Source organism: Koromonas soli (assembly GCF_059726265.1).
In genome coordinates, this window is sequence record NZ_AP040872.1 from 70,030 (window position 1) to 89,580 (window position 19,551).

The window sequence follows — 19,551 nt, forward strand, 5'->3', positions numbered from 1 at the left end:
CGCGGATTCTGGATTTGCACCTGGGACGGCGTCTATGACGCAGCGGTCAAGTTTCTGAGTAGCGTCATGAGTTGCAGAGGCGGCGAGCCGTTTACCTTGTTCGACGACCCCCTAATGGTTTAGCAAGTTAATCAGCGATATGGGAGCTTTGGTGAAGCGCTCCGGCCAATGCGAATTGCGATTCGCCAAGACGTCGTGGTTCTCCGGCATGATCGTCGAGGGTAAAGCGGTCCATTGACTCTAGTAGCTGTCTAGCCATCTTGGACATCTGTTCGGCAGAGGCGGCCAGCTCAGTGTAACTTGAAGCGGACTGTTGCACCATTTCCCGCATGCGTTCCATCGCGCGGTCAACCGCCTGTGCTCCGCCGGCTTGCTCTTCCACAGAAGACGTGATCTCGTGAGTGATCTCGTTGAGACGCACTGTGGCCTTTGCAATCTGCGTAGAGCCATGCGACTGCTGATTCGTGGCTGCGCCGATCTCCTGGGAGAATTTGAACACTTCGCTAACGACATTGGAGATCTTGCGCAGGGCAACACTCAGGTCGTTGCCCAGAACCAGACCTTCGTTGACAATTAGCGTACTCTTCTCCATGTTGTCCACGGCCTTGCGCGCCTCGTGCTGAATGCCGCTGATCAGTTCGCTGATCTCATGGGTGGAGGCGGCGGATTTCTCCGCGAGTTTGCGGACTTCATCAGCCACTACGGCGAATCCGAGACCATGTTCACCCGCGCGTGCAGCTTCAATCGCGGCATTGAGCGCTAGCAGATTCGTTTGCTCGGAGATGTCGTCGATCACTTCAACGATCTTGCCGATGTTTACTACGCGCTCGCCGAGACTGCTGATGATAGTGGCAGAAGATCCGATGGAGCCGTTAATGCGGTTAAGCCCTTCAGTGGTTTTCTGCATCGTGGAGATACCACTCTGTACCTCGTCTCGTGAACGGCTTGAGATGTCCAGCAGCACTTTAGCTGTATCAGCAACTCGCCTAATACTCACCACCATTTCGTCGATAGAGGCCGAGGTCTCACTCACGCTCGAAGCCTGCACGCGCGTGTTCTTCACCATGTTCTGCACGTTGATGCTAATCTCGTGCATTGTGCTGGTGACTTCATCAATGGCCGAAGATGTATGTATGCTGAGCTTCGCGGAACCCTCGGATGCATCCGCAACCTGATTGGATCCGGCTGCGACCTGAGTTGCACTGTCTCGCACGTTGCGAACCAAGACCCCTAAACCGTCCTTCATCCGAGCAAAAGCGTGGCCCAGTACATCGCGCTCGGAACGCGGAGCGACATCGCAAGAAAGATCGCCACCAGCGATGTCTTCAGAAACAGCCGCCATCTCTTTTAGATAGCCGATCATGTTATTAAAGGAACGCGCCAAGTCTCCGAGTTCGTCCTTGCGCTCTATATCTATCTGATGCTCTAAGTCTCCACAATCACTGATCGCCCTTGCTACCGTAATCAGTTCGTTCAGTGGGTCGGTGATCGTCCTCCGCATACGGGACACAGCCAAGAAAGCCGCAAGCCAGGACAACATCATGACGACTGTCACGATGACGGCATAACTCCGATATCGTTGTGTTGCCTCAGTCGTGTCGGACTCAATACAGACGGAACCAATCTCTTCGCCGCCGACCCCCATCGGCATATATTGCACCAGGCGATTAGGTTCGGAGTAAGTCCCCGTTCTTCTGAATGGTGGCACATATGAAGAGCTGGCGTCTTTGCGCACGTATGAAGCGAAGGGCTTCCCCTGCTTGTCGTAGATACAAGCGGCGGTGATGTGAGGCTCCGCCTTAAGCGTGGCGAGCACCTCGCCGGCAGCCGCCTGATCGGAAAAGCTTAGGGCGGCCTTGCCGTTATCAGCGATGATCTGAACCAGATTCGAAAGGTGTTCGACGGTGGCTCTCTTCGATGTGATGACGTCATATCCTAATAGCACGGCGCACACCAGCAGAAGCGCCGCGCTGCTTGCCGCCATCATCATAACCATCAGCTTACGGCCCACAGACCAGTTGCTAAACATCATGGCGACCTTCCTTAATTGCCATCCGACACGATCGTTGCCATTGAGAGCAGCCTAGAACTTATCTGCAAATGCGCTCGCTCAGCGGCATGGGGATTCACCTCGAATCGGATCCGGCCTTCTTGGAGCAACAAATTGACCATTCCTCCACGCTGCCCGAATCCGTCGGACTCTCCAACCGTGAGCACATTGGTGCCGCGAAGGCGCTCCAGCACTGACGCGGTGTTCTTGCGCTCGGCAGCACCCACAAAGATGATCTGGCACGACTTGAGATCGCCATCGTGGCTTAACCGGCGAACGACGATTCCCCGGCCTTCAACAGATTTCCCGGCGGCCAACCGTTGTAACGCATCGCCGGTCGCATCGGCCCCGATAACACCGACCACCAGATTGCGTGGACCGGCATCGCTCGGCCACTTGATAAAGTTCACAAGCTTGAGGACGAAAGCAGCTTTGACATCGTGCTCTTCCAGAGACTGGGCTTGCACGACAGTACCGGCCCCAATCGCCGAGATCAAAGCTATAACAACCAAACCTGCAAGCAATCCGCCGATGCAGGCGGCCGCCCGCTCTTTCCACCTCGCGCGCGTGTTCGAGAAGGTGACTCTATTCAATTGCTTCCCTGAGAATGTGTCGCCTCGCATGATCATCACCGGTCACCTGCCTGATGCGGGCCATCCTTATCCTTACTCTTGCCGCTGGATTCGCCGGAGGTCCAAGTCAGCTTTAGCCGGAAGGTTCGCCGGTCGTCGGGCAACAACGAAGTCGAGTCCACGATGTGGGTCTGCTCAAAATATCCGATCGTCCTGGGGCTCATGCTTCGGCCGACCAAGTTGTAGGCGCCTCCGGAAACAGAGAAGCCTCCCCAGAGCGGACGGCTTGATACGCTGGCATTCACCAGAACAGGTGGTGCCGAATTGCCAATCGACGGCCATATTGTTGAGCTTCTGCTCATAAATTGAGCCTCAACCGCGGGGGTCAGTCTGGCACGGAGCAGAGGAGCCGCAATATGTAGTTTCAACAAATGCTTAGGGGAGTCGGGCAATGAAGCGCCTGATAGCTCGTTACGGGCATCCTGATATGTGTAGCTCAGGCTGCCCTCGATCTCCGACGGCAGCCTGCCTTTAAGTTCCAACTCAGCCCCCTTGGCGGTCGCTTTGGAATTTACGTATGTGGTCTGGTCCATGTTATGGACCAGCACGATTTGCTGCTCTATGTAGCTCCCAATGTTGTTGTAGAACCCGGTTGCGCTGAGGGTAACGCGTTTGCCAATTTGCTGTTCCCAATTGCCCTCGAAGGTGCGAGTGTTCTCCGGATGCAATTGAGGAGCAGGAACGCTCGCCATTCCCTGATAGTAAAGTTCCGAGAAACTGGGTGCGCGAAATGCAGTTCCATACAATAACTTCAAAGTAGTGGTTTTTCGCGGGCTGTAGATGAGTGCGGCGCGTGGACTGGTCTTGCTTCCAAACAGGTAGTTATAACGGTCATTGCGCACGCCTGCATTGAGGATGAGTTTGGGGTGAAGGTGAATCTCGCCTGCCGCATACAATCCCCAGATAGCCGAGGTTCGGTCGTAGTTCACGAATGTTCTGGATGTGGGGGGAATGTTGTAGATTATGTGATTATTCTGCGCCTGACGGAAGTTGTCGCGATATTCAGCGCCGACCGTAATGCGGTGCTTGTCCAGAAATACCCTGCTCAGCTTTAGTTCCCCGCCAACCCGGTCACCGTGCGCGGAATCGTAGTCGTAAAGCGAGCCGTGGCACTTCGCCTCGCTGCAATTGCGAAGGTCGTTGATTGAAGAATGGGACTCGTAGGTGTCGTAGTAGGCGCGCGCCGTCAGTTGCGTGCTTTTAAAGACACGGTGCTCGTACTGCAGATCGGCATATCCGTGTAAATTGGTCGTGTGAGTATCGGTTTGATGGCAACTGCCGCACCACTGCGCCGAGGAAGGCACCTTCTCCACCGCGCTCGACACGGCAGACTGTAGGGTGAATCCGTGGCTTGAAATCAGAGCGAAGGCCCGACGAGTCTGGTCATGGCTGCTGTTCGGTCCTATCGGATCTTGTATGGTGTCCATGTGACCGGGTGCGGCTGTTTCCCAGTAGCTCGCCGAGAAGAGGGCTTGCGTGCCGTTCCGGTCAAGGCCATAACTGGCTGTTGTTTTGTATGTACCCAGGCTACCCGCTTCGGCGGATATCTGCTCTCCCTTGTTCTTTCCTGTCCGAGTGATGACATTCACGACACCCATAAAGGCGTCTGCGCCATACAGCGACGAACTTGGGCCGCGCACGACCTCGATTCGCTCGACCAGATCCATATCCAGAGGGAAGTTATTCTTGAGGGGAGCTGAATCGTCGACATTGTTGTTGATAGCGTGACCGTTCACCAGAACGAGAATGCGGCCGTTTGAATCTCCCGGCGGCGCGAAACCGCGCGCTCCAAGGGTGCCGTAGCTGCCGTGATTCTTTGTGTAGAGACCTGTCACACTGCTCAAGGCTTCTTGCAAGGTTCGATAGCCCCACTTCCGAATATCGTCCGCAGTGATCACACTGATCGAGGAGGGGGCTTCCGCCTCCTTCTGCTGGTATTTTGAGGCGCTGTAGACCTTCACATTCAGCAGATCTTCCATGCTTAGTGCTTCAGGATCAGCAGATGCTTGAGCGAAAAGGGGGCATGTGGTTGTGAGGATGATTAGTAACACAGCCAAAAGAGACCAAAAAGGTCGAGACGCAATGTCACAGCTGGAGCAGCGCATCGATTTCGCCTGTTCCGACCGGCCTTGGGGAGACCAGAGAAATGGAATTTGGAATTGAAAGCGCATCCAGAGTACGTTTCACGAAATGCAACTGACAAGTTATTTCTTTGAGTCTCTGGAAACTTTGGACTAAGCACAAAAGACAATTGTCTGGACAGAGAAAGCTAAGATGTGAATTTCAACCCACATTCAGCAGCAACCACTCAGTTGCATCAATGCCGGAAATATTCGTCATTTTCTGTCCGGGCAGGACGGTGCCGCCGACAGAACTCTAATGTGAGTCTCTTCTCGACTCACAATATTGGAGTGTCCTGCCATGTGAGGATTGGACAACGTGTGTGGCGAGAATGAGTAAATTACAGCAATCAATCTCGATCGGTTCGATTCCGAAACCACGTTTGCCAGGAACACGAGCGCCTGGCTTTGCCGCGGCTTAACTGGCGACCCGCCAAACTCCGGCAGTTACTGGTCGGCTCGAACATGGGCCAACCCTGCTTCCCGAGTATGAAATCTACAGCCATTTGCGAATGGAGGCGTGTGGTGTCGAACACGGGCATAGCGAAATCCCGCTGTTTGATGATGAGGGGAAATTCAGTACAGGCCAAGACTCTCCAATGCTGTGCGTTCACTCATGAGTGCGAATGTCAGCGAGGCTGGAGACCAACGCGTTTAAGCAGTTCAGTGAACCGTGGCTCCGACCGCACGCTATCCCAAAGGGGCTCGACGTTTAGCTCGACAATCCAAAGAGCTCGATCGTTTGCCGCTGTCTCTAGTGACTGAAGTGCGCGATTCGTGTCACCAAGACCAACGTAGATCCTTGCGATGTTGGTTGCGGGCACATATCGCGTCCTCCCAATTGAGAGGATGCGATCCAAAATCACATTAGCGGCGCGGCGATTGCCGCTCCTTCCGTAGGTGAAGCCAACAGTGCACTCAGCCTCGGTTGTAAACTCCCCGGCTTGCTTCAGTTCGCGCTCCGCCTCTGCATAACGTCCCTCGATGGCGTAAGTCTTGCCGAGGAACAAATGAGCGATCCAGAGATTAGGCGTTGATTGCAAGATCGATTGAAGCTGCTTCTCAGCGGAATCCAGTTTCCTGGCCTGGTAGTACACCTTTGCCAGTACGAAGTTTGCGGGGGGAAGGAGAGGATCCAACGCGACTGCCCTTTGGGCCTGTTGAATTGCTTCAGCGTGGCGACCCATCTGGGAAAGGAACATGGCGTAGAAATAGTGCGCAGGCGCGTAGTTAGGGTTCAACTGGATGGCACGCCCAAACTCGGCCTCCGCCGCGGCGTAGTTCCATTCATAGGTCGATTCGACTTCCGCAAGCGCGGTATGTGCTTCCGCCAGATCGTTGTCAATCTCGAGGGCCTTGAGGGCAGCCGCCTTTGCTTTTGGCTTTACGAAGCTTGGCTGCCCATCCCCATTGGGCTCCAGTACGGTAAAAGCGTCAGCAAGTCCTGCGTACGCCAGCCCGTAGCTCGGGTCCATATCGATCGCCTGTTGAAAATAGATGATGGCCTGTTGCAGCGCATCCGGTGTTCGCTTGTTCCAGTAGTAGCGTCCCTTGAGATAGAGTTGATAAGCCTCAGTGTTTTCGGTGGAGAGGAGGGCAAGGCGGCGCTGCTCTTCTCCGCTAAGCCGGACCCCAAGTTTCCGCAAGACCTCGCGTGAGATGTCCTGATTTACGCGGACAAGATTATCCATGGTGGTGTTGTACTGCTCACCCCAAACATGATTATCGTTGCGTGCATCTACCAGTTCCATGTTGATTACCAGGTCATTGCCGTGCTTCATAAGAGTTCCCATCAGCACGGCTTGCACTCCCAACTCGCGGGCGAGCAATTTGGGATCAACTTGCTTGCCCTTGTAGCGGAAAACAGAACTGTGCGATTTCACGGATAGCTTGGGAAGTTGTGACAGGCGATCGATGAGAGTGTCGGTAAGTCCGTCGCTTAGATATTCGATATCGCGATCAGAGCTGGCATTCACAAACGGCAGAACGGCCAATGAGCTAATGCCAAATGGTCGACGAGTGAGCACCAGCAGCAATGTCACAGCAATGAGAATCACGGCAGTGGCTGCAATAAAGGACTTCCGGCCTATGAGAGATGGCCTGTGAGGGGCGGGAGACGAGTCCTGAATAATGGGAGTGGTACCCATCGCGACGTCGACCGACAAGCGCTTGAGGTCGGCCGCCATTTGCTCGGCTGATTGATAACGCGAGGCAGGTTCTTTCTCAAGTGCCTTGTAGACTATGGCTTGTAGGGCCGGAGAAATATGAGGATTGCTGTGATGGATCGGCAGCGGTGTGCCATGTAGTATCCCATCAAACACTAGTGCGGAGGTGGCGCCGGAAAATGCGCTCTGCCCTGTCGCCATTTCGTAGAGCACTGCTCCGAATGAAAAGAGGTCGCTACGGGGATCGATGGGGTCCCCACGAGCCTGTTCGGGAGACATGTAGGCAAATGAACCGATCGCCTGATCCGGCATTGTTAGAGCAGTTGCATTTTGGTCTGAAGCCTTGGTTTCGCCCTCAGCACACATAAGCTTGGCCACGCCAAAATCCAACAGCTTCGCATGGCCATCCTGGGTGAGGAAGATGTTTGCAGGTTTTACGTCGCGGTGGACGATGCCATGGGCGTGCGCAGCGGCAAGTGCTTCAGCGATCTCGAGTCCGATCTTCCAACAGAGTTCATCGGGCAATGGTCCACGTGCGAGCCGACGGTCGAGAGGTTCGCCATGGAGTAGCTCCATCGCGATGAATGGCCTGCCATCTGATTGATTTCTTTCCTATTTCGTAAATTGTGCAGATGTTGGGATGGTTCAGCGCCGAGGCAGATCGGGCTTCCAGGCGAAATCGTTCAACTGAAGGAGAACAAAAAGAGAGTTGCTCTGGCAAGAATTTCAGCGCTACGTGTCGTCCGAGTTCGAGATCCTCTGCCTCATAAACGACGCCCATGCCACCAACACCTAGCCTCTTCACAATTCGGTAGTGGGTGATGGTTGTGCCGAGCATGGGATGATCCGCAAGAGACTCTATTGTACGCAGGTCGAGGGTTGCTGATTGGGGGGATTGCTCGCAGTAGTCCAGGTATGACCCTGGTGACACAGCTGCCCCAAGTCCGCCACAAATGTCTAGTTCAGTAACGACCAAAGTGCACTGAACTTTGCACCCTTTCACAGCAGCTTTCCAGAAGTCTGATCAGACATCATGCATCTCAAACGGAGATACGCTATCGTAAGTAATATGATCCAGACTCATAACGTACGAAAGGGAAGGTGACATGCCGCCGGCTTTGGATGCAAAGGAGAAAGCCGAAATCGTCGACCGCCTCTTTGTTGTGTTTCGAGACCGGGGATATGAGGGTGCATCCCTCTTCGACCTGTCCCGCGCAACCGGACTGGGAAAATCCAGCCTTTATCACCACTTCCCCGGTGGCAAAGAGCAGATGGCCGAGGCGGTACTGGAAAAAGGTAAGGCTTTCATCCAGAGCGCTGTTGCTGATGTAGCAAGGTCATCTGAACCACTCAAAGGGCGCATTCGCAAGATTATTGCGGCTCTCGATGAACTCTATGCAAGTGGTCGAAATCCATGTTTACTGGGCGGCCTCGCGACGTCTCAGATTGGTCCCGGCGGCCGACAACTGGTGCGCGAAATATTCGCGATCTGGACCGAAGGGATCGCTGCACTTGCTCGCGAAAGTGGTATGTCCCCGATTAGGTCGCGTCATTTCGCCGAAGACTGGATCGCTCAGATACAAGGATCCCTCATTTTGTACGCTTCGAATGGTGACTGCGGTCCTTTTGAGCGAGCCATGATTCCGCTCCTAGACCTTGCGAAGGAGAAGCCCTAATCGATGAGCTCGGACTAAGAACCCATCGGTAAGTGGCCGCTGCACTCTGACATACAGCGCAAGGAGGTCAATACCAGCTGCCCGGTCCCGCGGTGTAGCTTAGGATCCACTAGATCGTCGAAATTGAGTTTGCGTCAGGTGCTCAGGGTCCGCAGTTCTCCTTTGCCTATTCCGAACAAGGTCCGAACGAGCAGCGCCGCAATGATCAACGTCGACAAAGCGAGCAGGATAATGGCGATTGTGTCCGTGATGATGCCGGGTCTGGCCGCGGCAAAGCGAAGAGCGGTAACACTGCACGCCGCGAGCGGAAAGCTCAACGCCCACCATGCGACACGGAATGGACAGCAACGCGGAAGATTACGTAATTGACCAAGCAACACGGCGAGTACGAACAGGGTCAACGCGTACAGCGCGTCCGCGAAAAGGTCGGTCTGCCCAGCCGTGACGGTGTAAGTGGAATATCCCACTGCAAAGGGTGCAACAAGGATCAGCAACGACGGTTTAAGCGCATCCGGCAATGGCGGCTCAAAAAGCAAGCGCGAGAAAATTAGGGTAAAGAGCGGCACGGCAAAGAACAGGCCGATCGCGAGCGCGGCAACCATCAATCCGTGCATGGGTGGGAGACCGAGAGCAGGTAACGCAAGCGGCACGTTCAGCAATCCTACGACGGGTATGATCCAAGCGGGCGTGGCATAGGTTACCTGCTGCCGGTCTGTCATCCAGCGGCTGACGATGAGCCAGGCAAAAGAAACCATACCAGCAGCGCCGACGCCCCACATGATTCGAGCGACGGGAAGCGCAAAGGGCGCCAGCACGATGGGCAACTGCAGAATGCTGATCAGGATCGTGCCGAACAGGTTGCCGGCTATAGCATGGTGAAACTCTTGCCTGACGGCGCCGAACGCGGTCACTAGCTTAATGCTATAGCCTGCCACCATCAGAACGAAGGCGACCAGGGCTACAGCGGCGAGCGCGAGCGCGATCCCCTCTGGAGCCCCATAACGCACGTGTGCCAGCCGCCAGGCCACAGACAGACCCGTCACACCCATCACAGAGCCGAACATGCCGACTGGCAGATAGTCGAGCATAGGACGTCCTGGCGCAACGAGAGCGAGCGTCTCGCTCAACGCGGCTGGAGAAGGTGTGGTCAAAGCGTTAGCAGTGGAGGACTCGTTATTCATTGTGTTTGCTGTGGCTGAGGGCCGGTTGATTCGGGCGTGCCGCGAAAGCAGTATGAGGCGGCCCAAGATACGGAAATTCGACGAGCAGATCTTCGTGATGCGCCAGCCCGTGCGTCGTAACCTTTCCATTGGTGATGATCGCCAGGAATGGACTCATAATGTCGTCAGTGAGCGTGCGCCCATTGCGAGGATGTGAAGCCGCCTGGGTGGGATCGAAGCGCATAACGTCCGGCAGCAAGGTTGTGGCAATCCGCTTCGCCTCTTCGTGTCCATAGCCGCCGAGGTGCTCCAACGAGTGCGCAAAGACAGGGATGAAACTGGCGTCGTCAACAGGCTCGCTTATCAAGTAGGCATCCCTTTGATCGTTCGTCAGAAACACGGATTGGGCCGCTAAGGCGCCTCGATCCGCCTGCACCCAGCTGCCGCTCGCTTTATATGCCGTCCGTGCCCAGAGAGCGACCTTGCCGGAGCCAAGAACAGAATTTGGAATTTCTAGAACGATGCTGCACACGTCCTTGTCAGCGAAGAAATCCTTGCTAGCGCTGAAGTCGAACCCGTTGAAGGCGCTGGGAGGGTCGAAGAAAAATGGATCGCTCCTCCAGCCGACGAAGAGGCGATGGCCTGTGCCTTCCGAGACCGATGGCTTGGTATCCAGAGAGACCACGGCCCCCTCAATCAACACCCCTTCGTCGTCCGAAATTTTGGCGAGTGGCCCCTCGATTAGGCGAAGGGTTGCTGTCTGGCCTTCTGAGGTGAAGGGCGAGAAAACCACGCGGTAAGTCACATCCTCCACGTTGTCTCCATTGGTGTCGATCTTCAACTCGTAAATCGCGTCGGATGCAAAGGGGACCGAAGTCGTGAGTTCGGTTGGGGCTGCGTTGGGCGAGCGATCCACGCTCACGCTGGATGACGGGTGCACGTTGATGACCAGGATCGACTTGCTGGGGTCGTCCGGCTTGGTGAACGCGTAGAGATCGCAGAAATCGAGTCGGGGGTCACCGCAAGGAAAGCCGAGCTGGGGTCCTGAATAGTGGTGCGACATGTGATCTACTCCTTGATTAAAAGATGTACGTCAGGCACGTTGGACAGCGTACCTTCTACTCATCGTCGGTGCGCGCTTCTCTGGTGTAGACGAGCATTAACTTGACTGGAGGAAGGATTATCTCGTCGGTTGGGGACACGGCTTTACTTCTTGTCGTCGTCCTCAATGAGGTAATCAAATTTTCCAGGCTGAACAATGAAGAAGAGACAATCTGTCTCTGAAAGACACTCAGTGACGTGCGCTTCTTCACCACGTTGATACCAGTACGACCCAGTTGGCAGCGGTACTGCTTCACCATCGACAGGGTGGTTCGACCCAACTCCTTCAACAACGACGGCGAAGTAGTCCTCAGTGTGGGTGTGTACTAGGCTCTTGAATCCTGCCGGCATACGTACGAACGTTCCATGGCGGCCATTCTGAAAATCGCCATAGGCGGCACCCGCGCGTAGCTCACCCTTCTCGGTTTTCACGCCCGTGTCAATGAACTTGATTTCGCTGGCTGGAGTGCTGACGGAGGAACTCTCGTGCATAATCTGCTTGTTTGGGGATACTGACGTCGATTCTGGCTTACTCATTTTGCTCCTCCTGGTGACTGCTATTTTGAGATCGGCGGAGGTTCGCCGGCGCTTATCGGCCCTAGCAGCTCTATTCGGCTCCCACGCCTATCTGTTGTGGATAGATTACCGAACGTTCGGTACAGATTCAGCTTTTACATCCCAACATTTCATTTCGGGTTTTGGCAGTACCGCACATCTTAACTGTCACTCGTTTCGACGTAAGCCTCGGCGGATTCCTGCTCAGCCGAAACTTGACCCAAAATGCGGAATGGCTGTGCAATGTCGGTTTCATAGGAATTGTCTCCTTGGTAATTTGTCTCTTTGGGGGAAATGCAAGCTATCTTTCTACTTCGTCGACCGTCATCACGGAGTCCTCTTTTCTTAAGATGTAGGCACTCTCTCGCGAGAAGCGTACTGGGAATGCTCCTCGCTGCCGTGCTCGATGTTGTTGCCGTAGGTATCCTCGCCATCGTCTGAGTCGGGACCTAGCGAATAAGACCCAGGGCAAACATTGCCATAGCCAGAAAAAATGTGCCCACGGGTGTGGTTCCGAGTGCCCGCTTTGCTATCCGGAGCTGAACTTGAATATGACCAGTCGGTGCAGACCCGCAGTATGAAAGTGCTGCACGTCTTTCAATAAATTCGCACAAGAAACTCGCACCGGCAGGTCGTTTGGTGAACTACATAGACCTTGCTCGTTATTGCTTGGCCACCGGGAGAATGTTGCCGTGAAGTGGGATGACAAGTGGCGCAAGGCGTGGCGTCGTGCCATGTCGGACAAAAAGTGAATCGAACGTCGAATCCTTGCGGTTCGCCCTGCCTGCGAGCTCGGGTTACGGGCGTTAGTCCCCCGTGCCTTCCGCCATTGCATTTTATCCTCTGAACAAAAGCGCCGACGACAAGTAAGGTGAACGGCGCGTGGACGGGACATTCCGCTCGTTAATGGACCTTTTACGAACCGTTACGACGATCTCAAGGCGCTTGATTCTCTAATCGGGTGTGACGGAGCGCGACACGAGGTTCGCGTCGGCAGCTTCGAGGAGGGTCGTTATGACGGCACGTACTCTGTTTCTGATGATCTGTGGCTCCGGCGTCACATTCCTGCTGGTGTTCCTGATCGCCCTATGCCGTGAATGCGGACGCAAAACGTCCGGCGTAATCGTCACCACCGTTGACGTTTGCGCAACCGACAGTAAGCACCGATGAATCAACGCCACAACTGCTGGGTGTACAAAAGTCCTTCGTATTGCTTAGCTCATGGCGTGCGACGTTAACGGACTTTTTATGATTCGTTTAGGCGGGCTTAAGTCCGTTCTTTATCAAATGTAATTGAGTGGCGAGATTGGACGCCGTCTAGAAGGTGATGCTATGGACGCTATTTATATCGGAGTTACCTTACTGTTCTTCGTCCTGTCTTTTGGCTATGTCCATTTCTGTGATCACTTGCAGTGAGGAACGTATGAATTCCGAATCCTTCATCATGCTGGCTGTAACTGTACTGACCATAGGCTACCTGTTTTACGCCTTGCTGCGTCCGGAGAAATTCTGAAATGACCGCGAATGGCTGGCTTCAAATCGCGCTGTTCTTGCTGCTGATTCTTGCCGTGACCAAGCCGCTAGGCGTCTTCATGGCTCGCGTGTTCAGCCGCGAGCGTACATCCCTTGATCCGGTTCTCCGTCCCTTGGAGCGACTGATCTATCGACTCACGGGAGTGGATGAAGACCATGATATGCGATGGACGGAGTATGCCGGTGCGATGCTCCTGTTCAGCATCGTCTCCATGCTGGTGTTGTATCTCATGCAGCGTGTGCAGGGGGATCTGCCTTTCAATCCCCAGAATTTCGGGGCAGTAAGTCCCGCTCATCTCGCCTTCAACACGGCTGCTTCGTTCACGACGAACACAAACTGGCAGGCGTACTCGGGCGAGACAACAATGAGTTACTTCACCCAGATGGCGGGGCTTGCCTATCACAACTTCGCATCGGCTGCGACCGGCATCGCGCTTGCCATCGCGTTCATCCGCGGCATTGCACGCCGTCAGAGCAAAGGAATCGGCAACTTCTGGGTAGACTTCACTCGAGCGAATCTATGGGTGCTGTTGCCGGCAGCTATCATTGGCGCTCTGCTGCTTGTGTCACAAGGTGTCGTTCAGAATCTACGCCCATACGACAAGGCCAAGCTCATCGAGCCTCAGCAAATCCCGAAGGTGGATAGTAGCGGAAAGCCTGTCCTCGATTCCGACGGTAAGCAGGCGGTGGAGACGGTGACGCAACAGACCATCGCGCAAGGACCGGTCGCTTCGCAGGAGATCATCAAGGAGTGGGGCACGAACGGCGGAGGCTTCTTCAACGCGAACAGTTCGCACCCGTTTGAAAATCCTACGCCTCTCTCGAATCTCATTGAATTGTTCTCGATTTTCGCCGTTTCTGCTGGACTGACCTACACGCTGGGCCGCATGACCGGTTCTCCGCGGCACGGCTGGGCTGTTTGGACGGCAATGGTCGTATTGTTCCTCGCAGGTGTGACAACCGCGTACTGGGCAGAGGCACGCGGCAACCCGCTGCTCGGTGTCAGTCAGCAAGCAACTGTGCTTCAGCCGGGCGGAAACATGGAAGGCAAAGAGGTTCGCTTCGGAATCGCGAACTCGGCGCTCTTCGCGACTGTAACAACCGATGCGAGTTGCGGTGCGATCAACTCCTGGCACGAATCGTTTACGCCGCTCGGCGGAATGGTTCCACTTGTCAACATCATGTTGAGCGAGGTGATCTTCGGTGGTGTTGGCGCCGGCATGTACGGGATCCTGATCTATATTGTGTTGGCGGTCTTTATCGCGGGACTGATGGTTGGTCGCACACCGGAGTATCTGGGCAAGAAGATCGAAGCTTACGACGTAAAGATGGCAATGCTCGTGGCTCTGATCTTTCCGCTCCTAATCCTGACCTTTACGGCAATCTCGGTCCTGCACGGGTTTGGTACTTCCAGCATCGCCAATGCCGGGCCGCACGGCTTTACCGAGGTGCTGTATGCATTCTCCTCGGGCGCGGCAAACAATGGCTCAGCTTTTGGTGGTCTGGGCGCAAACACTGCCTGGTACAACACAACCCTCGGCATCACGATGCTGGCGGGGCGGTTTCTGATGATCATCCCGATGTTGGCCATTGCCGGAAACCTCGCACAGAAAAAGTACGTACCTGCTTCCCTTGGCACCTTCCCGGTAACGACACCGCTGTTCACGGCATTGCTGATCGGAGTAATTGTCATCGTCGGCGCGCTAACGTTCTTCCCGGCCTTGAGCCTGGGGCCAATTCTGGAACACCTGCTGATGGGAGCGGGTAAGACATTCTGAGGTATTCGATGGCAACGACACTGAGAAATACACGTCCCGCAACGTTGGTCAGCGACAAGGCTCCGAAACCGGATATTCCATTCGGGCGCGACAAATCGAAAGCAGTTTGGGAGTGGTCCATCGTTCGCCGTGCCATGCTTGAGTCGATCCTCAAGCTGAATCCTCGTCACATGCTGAAGAACCCGGTGATGTTCGTCGTGGAGATCGGCAGCGTGATTACGACGATACTGCTTTGCAACGGAGGAGCGGGATTCGCGTTCAATCTGCAGATCACGTTGTGGCTCTGGTTCACCGTGATGTTCGCGAATTTTGCGGAAGCGATGGCGGAGGGGCGCGGTAAGGCTCAGGCGGACTCCCTACGGAGAGCGCGCGCCGAAACCATGGCCAGTCGTCTGCTTCCCGATGGACGAGTTGAGACGGTGGCAGGCTCCAAGCTGAAGACGGGCGATTTAGTGCTCGTGAATGCCGGTGAATTCATCCCCGGTGATGGTGAAGTCGTCGAAGGCATTGCGTCGGTCGATGAATCGGCAATCACTGGCGAGTCGGCTCCCGTCATTCGGGAATCGGGCGGCGACCGGTCGGCGGTCACGGGCGGTACCCGTGTTCTCTCGGATCAGATCAGGGTCCGAATTACCTCCAACCCCGGCGAAACTTTCCTCGATCGCATGATTGCCCTCGTAGAAGGAGCTGAGCGGCAGAAGACTCCAAACGAGATTGCGCTAAACATTCTTCTCGCGGGGCTCACAATCATCTTCCTGCTGGCCGTAGTGACGTTGCAGCCATTCGCAATGTACGCGGGAGCGCCGCAGACGGTTTTCGTCCTGGTTTCGTTGCTGGTGTGCTTGATCCCGACCACCATTGGAGGACTACTCTCGGCGATCGGCATCGCAGGAATGGACCGTCTTATTCAGCACAACGTGCTCGCCATGTCAGGGCGTGCCGTGGAAGCGGCGGGGGATGTGAACACTTTGTTGCTCGACAAAACCGGCACGATCACTGTCGGCAATCGTCAGGCCACGACATTCTTCCCGGCTCCTGGAGTGAGCGAGGAGGAGATGGCGAACGCTGCCCAACTTTCATCTTTGGCCGACGAAACTCCCGAAGGTCGTTCGATCGTCATACTTGCCAAGGAGAAATACGGCTTGCGAGGGCGTGATCTCGCTGTGCATGAAGTTGTGTTTGTGCCGTTCAGTGCCCAGACCCGTATGTCTGGCATGAACCTTAACGGTTTTCAGATTCGGAAAGGCGCTGCAGACGCCATCGCCAGCTACCTCAAAAGCAACGGGCACGCTTTCCCGGAGGCGGTCCAACATGATGTCGCGGCGATCGCACACGCCGGCGGCACTCCCCTGGTGGTAGCCGAACGTACCCGTGGCGCGCTCGGTGTGATCGAGTTGAAGGACATCGTCAAAGGTGGCATCCGAGATCGGTTCGCGCAACTTCGTGCAATGGGCATCAAGACCATCATGATCACTGGCGACAATCCGCTTACGGCTGCGGCAATCGCCCGCGAAGCAGGAGTTGATGATTTTCTCGCTCAGGCGACGCCGAAAGACAAGATGGACCTGATTCGCCGCGAGCAGGCCGACGGAAAGCTCGTGGCGATGACCGGAGACGGCACTAACGACGCGCCTGCACTGGCTCAGGCCGATGTCGGTGTTGCCATGAACACCGGCACGCAGGCGGCCAAAGAGGCCGGCAACATGGTCGACCTCGATTCGAACCCGACCAAGCTGATTGAAGTCGTCGAGATCGGAAAGCAGTTGCTGATGACGCGCGGTGCTCTGACAACGTTCTCCATTGCCAACGATGTGGCCAAGTACTTCGCCATCATTCCAGCGATGTTTGCCGCGACGTTTCCTGTGTTGAATGCGTTGAACATCATGCGGTTGAAGACGCCCGAATCGGCAATTCTATCGGCAGTGATTTTCAACGCTCTGATCATCGTCGTGCTCATCCCGTTGGCGCTGCGCGGGATCAAGTATCGTCCGATGGGGGCAGCCGCCATTCTGCGGCGCAATCTGATGGTCTACGGGGTCGGTGGAATCGTCGTGCCATTCATCGGGATCAAGTTGATCGACATGCTGATCACCAGCATTGGCCTGGCTTAGCGGAGAGGGCACATGAAGAAAAATCTCATCATCGCGTTCCTGATGACAGTTGTTACCACGGTGATCCTTGGCCTCATTTACCCGTTGGTTGTCACCGTGCTGGCACAAACAATTTTCCAAGACAAGGCTAACGGCCAATTGATCTCACGCGGCGGCAAGGTGATCGGTTCACGGATCCTTGCACAGCCCTTTAGCGGAGCCGGCTACTTCCATCCACGCCCATCCGCAGCGGGCATGAACGGTTACGACGCCGCAAATTCCGGCGGCACGAACTACGGTCCTGCCAACCAAAAACTAATTGATCGCGTAAGGCAGGACGTTGCAACTGCTGAATTGGAAAATCCGAACCGACCTGTGCCGATTGATATGGTTACGACCTCGGCATCGGGACTCGACCCCCATATCAGTCCAGCCAATGCAGAATTCCAGATCCCACGCATCGCGCGTGCTCGGCACACGTCGGAAGCTGACATTCGTACTCTCGTCCAACGCCACACAGAAGGGAGGCAATTCGGAATCCTCGGTGAGCCGCGGATCAACGTACTTGAACTCAACTTGGAATTAGGTCGAGTCCAGCCGCTATCGCGGTAAGAAAGCAAGATAAGCAGTGATTAAGACCGACGGCGGCGGCGCCAATGTGTGGGCGTTCTTTCAGCCGCAATTTCGCCGCCGCAGCACATCGAGCAGGAGGCCAGTTCGGGTTCCAGCAACCACTGAACATACGTGTGACTCTTGCGCCATGTGCACTGATGAGACGTTGCTAGCGATCTTCACCGGGTTCGAAGCGGTACCCCACCCATGGCTCTGTCACAATGTAGCGAACAGAACCGTCCTCCGGCTCCAACTTCTTTCTAAGATGATTGACGAAGACTCGCAGATGGTCGGTTTGAGCGGTTGGGGTGTCGGCCCACACGGCAGCGAGTAAAGCGCGATGAGTGATGACCTTGTTCGGGTGCAAGGCACAATAATTCAGTAGGTCGAACTCTTTTGGACTGAGGTGTACCTCGCGCTCGCGAACCGTTACGCGCCGGGCTTCCAAGTCAATCGCGAAGTCGCCGATCTCGATCTTCTTGACCTCTCTTGATACAGGAGGCATGCCGGCGCGCCGGAGGATGGCTCGCACTCGAGCCAGCAGTTCGTTGGGGGCGAATGGTTTGGTGACGTAATCGTCCGCTCCGGCATCGAGGGCCTCGATCTTCGATTTCTCCTCTCCTCGTACCGAAAGGACAATAATTGGAATCGTCGATTTGGCCCTAATGCGACGGCACAGCTCGGTGCCGCCCATGTTGGGCATCGCCAAGTCGGTGATGATCAGATCAGGGACCCACTCGCGCATGATCTCCAGCGCTTCATCCCCGTCGCTTGCGGTGTGAATGCCATATCCGTGACTGGACAAGGTTGTGCGAAGCACACGGGTAATCTGGGCTTCGTCGTCGACCACCATGATCCGCCGTTGCTGGCCCTCGGAGGAAACTTTCGTCATCTCGCCTCCTGGGTCACGATGTGCACATCTACAGCCGGCGCATCGCGCAGAAATTTGTGAATGGCAGAAAGGTACAAATACTTCCTCCAACCTTTTAGGGCAGAGCGGCCCAAGATGACCTGAGTGACATGTTTCTCCCGGACGATTCTTGCCATCTCCTCTGCAATGTTCTTGCCCTTCACGCGAACGATGTTGGCTCCCAGGTTTTCTGCAAATCGGATGTTCTCAGCAAGAGATCGCCGGTTCTCAGGAGTTTCGTCTGCTCCAACATCAATATAGATCACAAAAAAATCCGCCTTGATGCTCTCGGCCATACGCGCTCCCCGCGCAATCAAGTACTGAGCTGCGGGATTGGAACTAACGCCGACGGCAATGCGCTCGGCAATGGGAGTGCGTTGCTCAATGTGCTCCTTTTCGAGATAGGCTTCCAAGCTCCGGTCGACAACGCTTCCCACCTGTCGCACCGCAAGCTCTCTAAGCGCAATCAGGTTACCCGGTCGGAAGAAATTAATTAGAGCACGCTCGGCTCGCTCCACGGGATAGATGTCGCCGCGACGCATTCGACTGCGTAGAGCTTCCGGTGTGAGGTCAGCCAGTACGATCTCGTTGACCCGTTGCATGACGAGGTCAGGAACCGTTTCGCGGACGACCACCCCCGTGATGCGCTGTACCACTGGACTGAGGCTCTCAATGTGTTGGACGTTCATTGTCGAGATTACGTCAATGTTGGCGGCGAGCAACTCCATCACATCCTGATAGCGCTTTTCATTCCGACTCCCGCCAATGTTGGTGTGCGCGAGTTCGTCGACTAGGACCACGGCAGGATGACGTGCCAGGATGGCATCAACGTCCATCTCCTCGAAGACGGTGCCTTTGTAGGTGAGCGGTTTGCGCGGGACGGTTTCCAAACGCGCCGCGAGTTCAGCGACTCCTGCCCGGCCATGGGTTTCAACTATGCCAACGACAACTTCCTCTCCGCGGCTGTGGCGACGGATACCCTCACTCAGCATGTTGTAGGTCTTTCCCACACCGGGAGCATATCCCAGAAACAGCTTCAGCGTTCCGGCTGTTTTGAGGGGCGCAGTCTCTTCGAGCCATTGTTCGGGAGTCTTCATCATTGCGAGGATATTCTCGTTCAAGCCTTCGGGCATTGTCGAATCGGATACAATCTCGCGAGTGAATAATTC

Annotated in this window: 15 protein-coding genes; 6 read left to right on the forward strand and 9 right to left on the reverse strand. The window is 55.3% G+C overall.

All coding sequences use genetic code 11. From position 1 onward, the window contains the following. Positions 1–127 precede the first annotated feature (127 nt). From AC6IY8_RS00305 to AC6IY8_RS00320, 4 genes are all read right to left on the reverse strand, one after another. Positions 128–2,032, reverse strand: coding sequence for a methyl-accepting chemotaxis protein (locus tag AC6IY8_RS00305; protein WP_497776567.1), 1,905 nt, complete (start codon positions 2,030–2,032; stop codon positions 128–130). An 11-nt stretch (positions 2,033–2,043) separates the two neighbouring features. Then, positions 2,044–2,679, reverse strand: coding sequence for a TOL_0243 family YfiR-like periplasmic protein (locus AC6IY8_RS00310; protein ID WP_497778653.1), 636 nt, complete (start codon positions 2,677–2,679; stop codon positions 2,044–2,046). After that, the gene (locus AC6IY8_RS00315; RefSeq protein WP_497776568.1) at positions 2,679–4,661 is read right to left on the reverse strand and encodes a TonB-dependent receptor plug domain-containing protein; all 1,983 of its coding nucleotides are present in this window, start codon (positions 4,659–4,661) and stop codon (positions 2,679–2,681) included. Before AC6IY8_RS00315 ends, AC6IY8_RS00310 begins: the two co-directional genes overlap by 1 nt. A 770-nt stretch (positions 4,662–5,431) precedes the next feature. Next, positions 5,432–7,549 carry a protein kinase domain-containing protein gene (locus AC6IY8_RS00320; protein ID WP_497778654.1) on the reverse strand — a complete coding sequence of 706 codons (2,118 nt, stop codon included), beginning with the start codon at positions 7,547–7,549 and terminating at the stop codon, positions 5,432–5,434. Positions 7,550–8,073: 524 nt separating this feature from the next. Between AC6IY8_RS00320 and AC6IY8_RS00325 the strand changes: the two genes are divergently transcribed. Next, positions 8,074–8,643, forward strand: a complete 570-nt coding sequence (locus AC6IY8_RS00325) for a TetR/AcrR family transcriptional regulator (RefSeq protein WP_497776569.1) — start codon at positions 8,074–8,076, stop codon at positions 8,641–8,643. Positions 8,644–8,777: 134 nt separating this feature from the next. Here AC6IY8_RS00325 and AC6IY8_RS00330 read toward each other — a convergent pair whose 3' ends face one another. The 3 genes from AC6IY8_RS00330 to AC6IY8_RS00340 all read right to left on the reverse strand — a co-directional run bounded on the left by AC6IY8_RS00330 (position 8,778) and on the right by AC6IY8_RS00340 (position 11,441). Continuing rightward, positions 8,778–9,731 (reverse strand): SLAC1 anion channel family protein, encoded by a 954-nt coding sequence (locus tag AC6IY8_RS00330; RefSeq protein WP_497776570.1) that lies wholly within the window; start codon positions 9,729–9,731, stop codon positions 8,778–8,780. Positions 9,732–9,816: 85 nt separating this feature from the next. Further along, the gene (locus AC6IY8_RS00335) at positions 9,817–10,866 is read right to left on the reverse strand and encodes a DUF4331 family protein (protein ID WP_497776571.1); all 1,050 of its coding nucleotides are present in this window, start codon (positions 10,864–10,866) and stop codon (positions 9,817–9,819) included. 143 nt (positions 10,867–11,009) lie between these two features. Next, entirely contained in the window at positions 11,010–11,441 is a 432-nt protein-coding gene (locus AC6IY8_RS00340; protein WP_497776572.1) for a DUF4437 domain-containing protein, read from the reverse strand. A 1,032-nt stretch (positions 11,442–12,473) separates the two neighbouring features. Between AC6IY8_RS00340 and AC6IY8_RS00345 the strand changes: the two genes are divergently transcribed. The 5 genes from AC6IY8_RS00345 (at position 12,474) to kdpC (ending at position 17,472) form a co-directional block, all read left to right on the forward strand. Beyond that, complete coding sequence (locus AC6IY8_RS00345) at positions 12,474–12,629, forward strand: hypothetical protein (RefSeq protein WP_497776573.1); 156 nt, start codon at positions 12,474–12,476, stop codon at positions 12,627–12,629. A 253-nt stretch (positions 12,630–12,882) separates the two neighbouring features. Beyond that, complete coding sequence (gene kdpF, locus AC6IY8_RS00350; protein ID WP_497776575.1) at positions 12,883–12,972, forward strand: K(+)-transporting ATPase subunit F; 90 nt, start codon at positions 12,883–12,885, stop codon at positions 12,970–12,972. Between the two features lies 1 nt (position 12,973). Then, positions 12,974–14,770, forward strand: a complete 1,797-nt coding sequence (gene kdpA, locus AC6IY8_RS00355) for a potassium-transporting ATPase subunit KdpA (RefSeq protein ID WP_497776576.1) — start codon at positions 12,974–12,976, stop codon at positions 14,768–14,770. Positions 14,771–14,778: 8 nt separating this feature from the next. Continuing rightward, on the forward strand, positions 14,779–16,881 hold the full coding sequence (kdpB, locus tag AC6IY8_RS00360) for a potassium-transporting ATPase subunit KdpB (RefSeq protein ID WP_497776577.1): 2,103 nt from the start codon (positions 14,779–14,781) through the stop codon (positions 16,879–16,881). Between the two features lie 12 nt (positions 16,882–16,893). Next, positions 16,894–17,472, forward strand: a complete 579-nt coding sequence (kdpC, locus tag AC6IY8_RS00365) for a potassium-transporting ATPase subunit KdpC (RefSeq protein ID WP_497776579.1) — start codon at positions 16,894–16,896, stop codon at positions 17,470–17,472. A 169-nt stretch (positions 17,473–17,641) separates the two neighbouring features. Here the strand turns inward: kdpC and AC6IY8_RS00370 are convergent, their stop codons facing one another. After that, positions 17,642–18,364, reverse strand: coding sequence for a response regulator transcription factor (locus tag AC6IY8_RS00370; RefSeq protein ID WP_497776580.1), 723 nt, complete (start codon positions 18,362–18,364; stop codon positions 17,642–17,644). Further along, positions 18,361–19,482 carry a histidine kinase gene (locus AC6IY8_RS00375; protein ID WP_497776581.1) on the reverse strand — a complete coding sequence of 374 codons (1,122 nt, stop codon included), beginning with the start codon at positions 19,480–19,482 and terminating at the stop codon, positions 18,361–18,363. Before AC6IY8_RS00375 ends, AC6IY8_RS00370 begins: the two co-directional genes overlap by 4 nt. Positions 19,483–19,551: the final 69 nt, after the last annotated feature.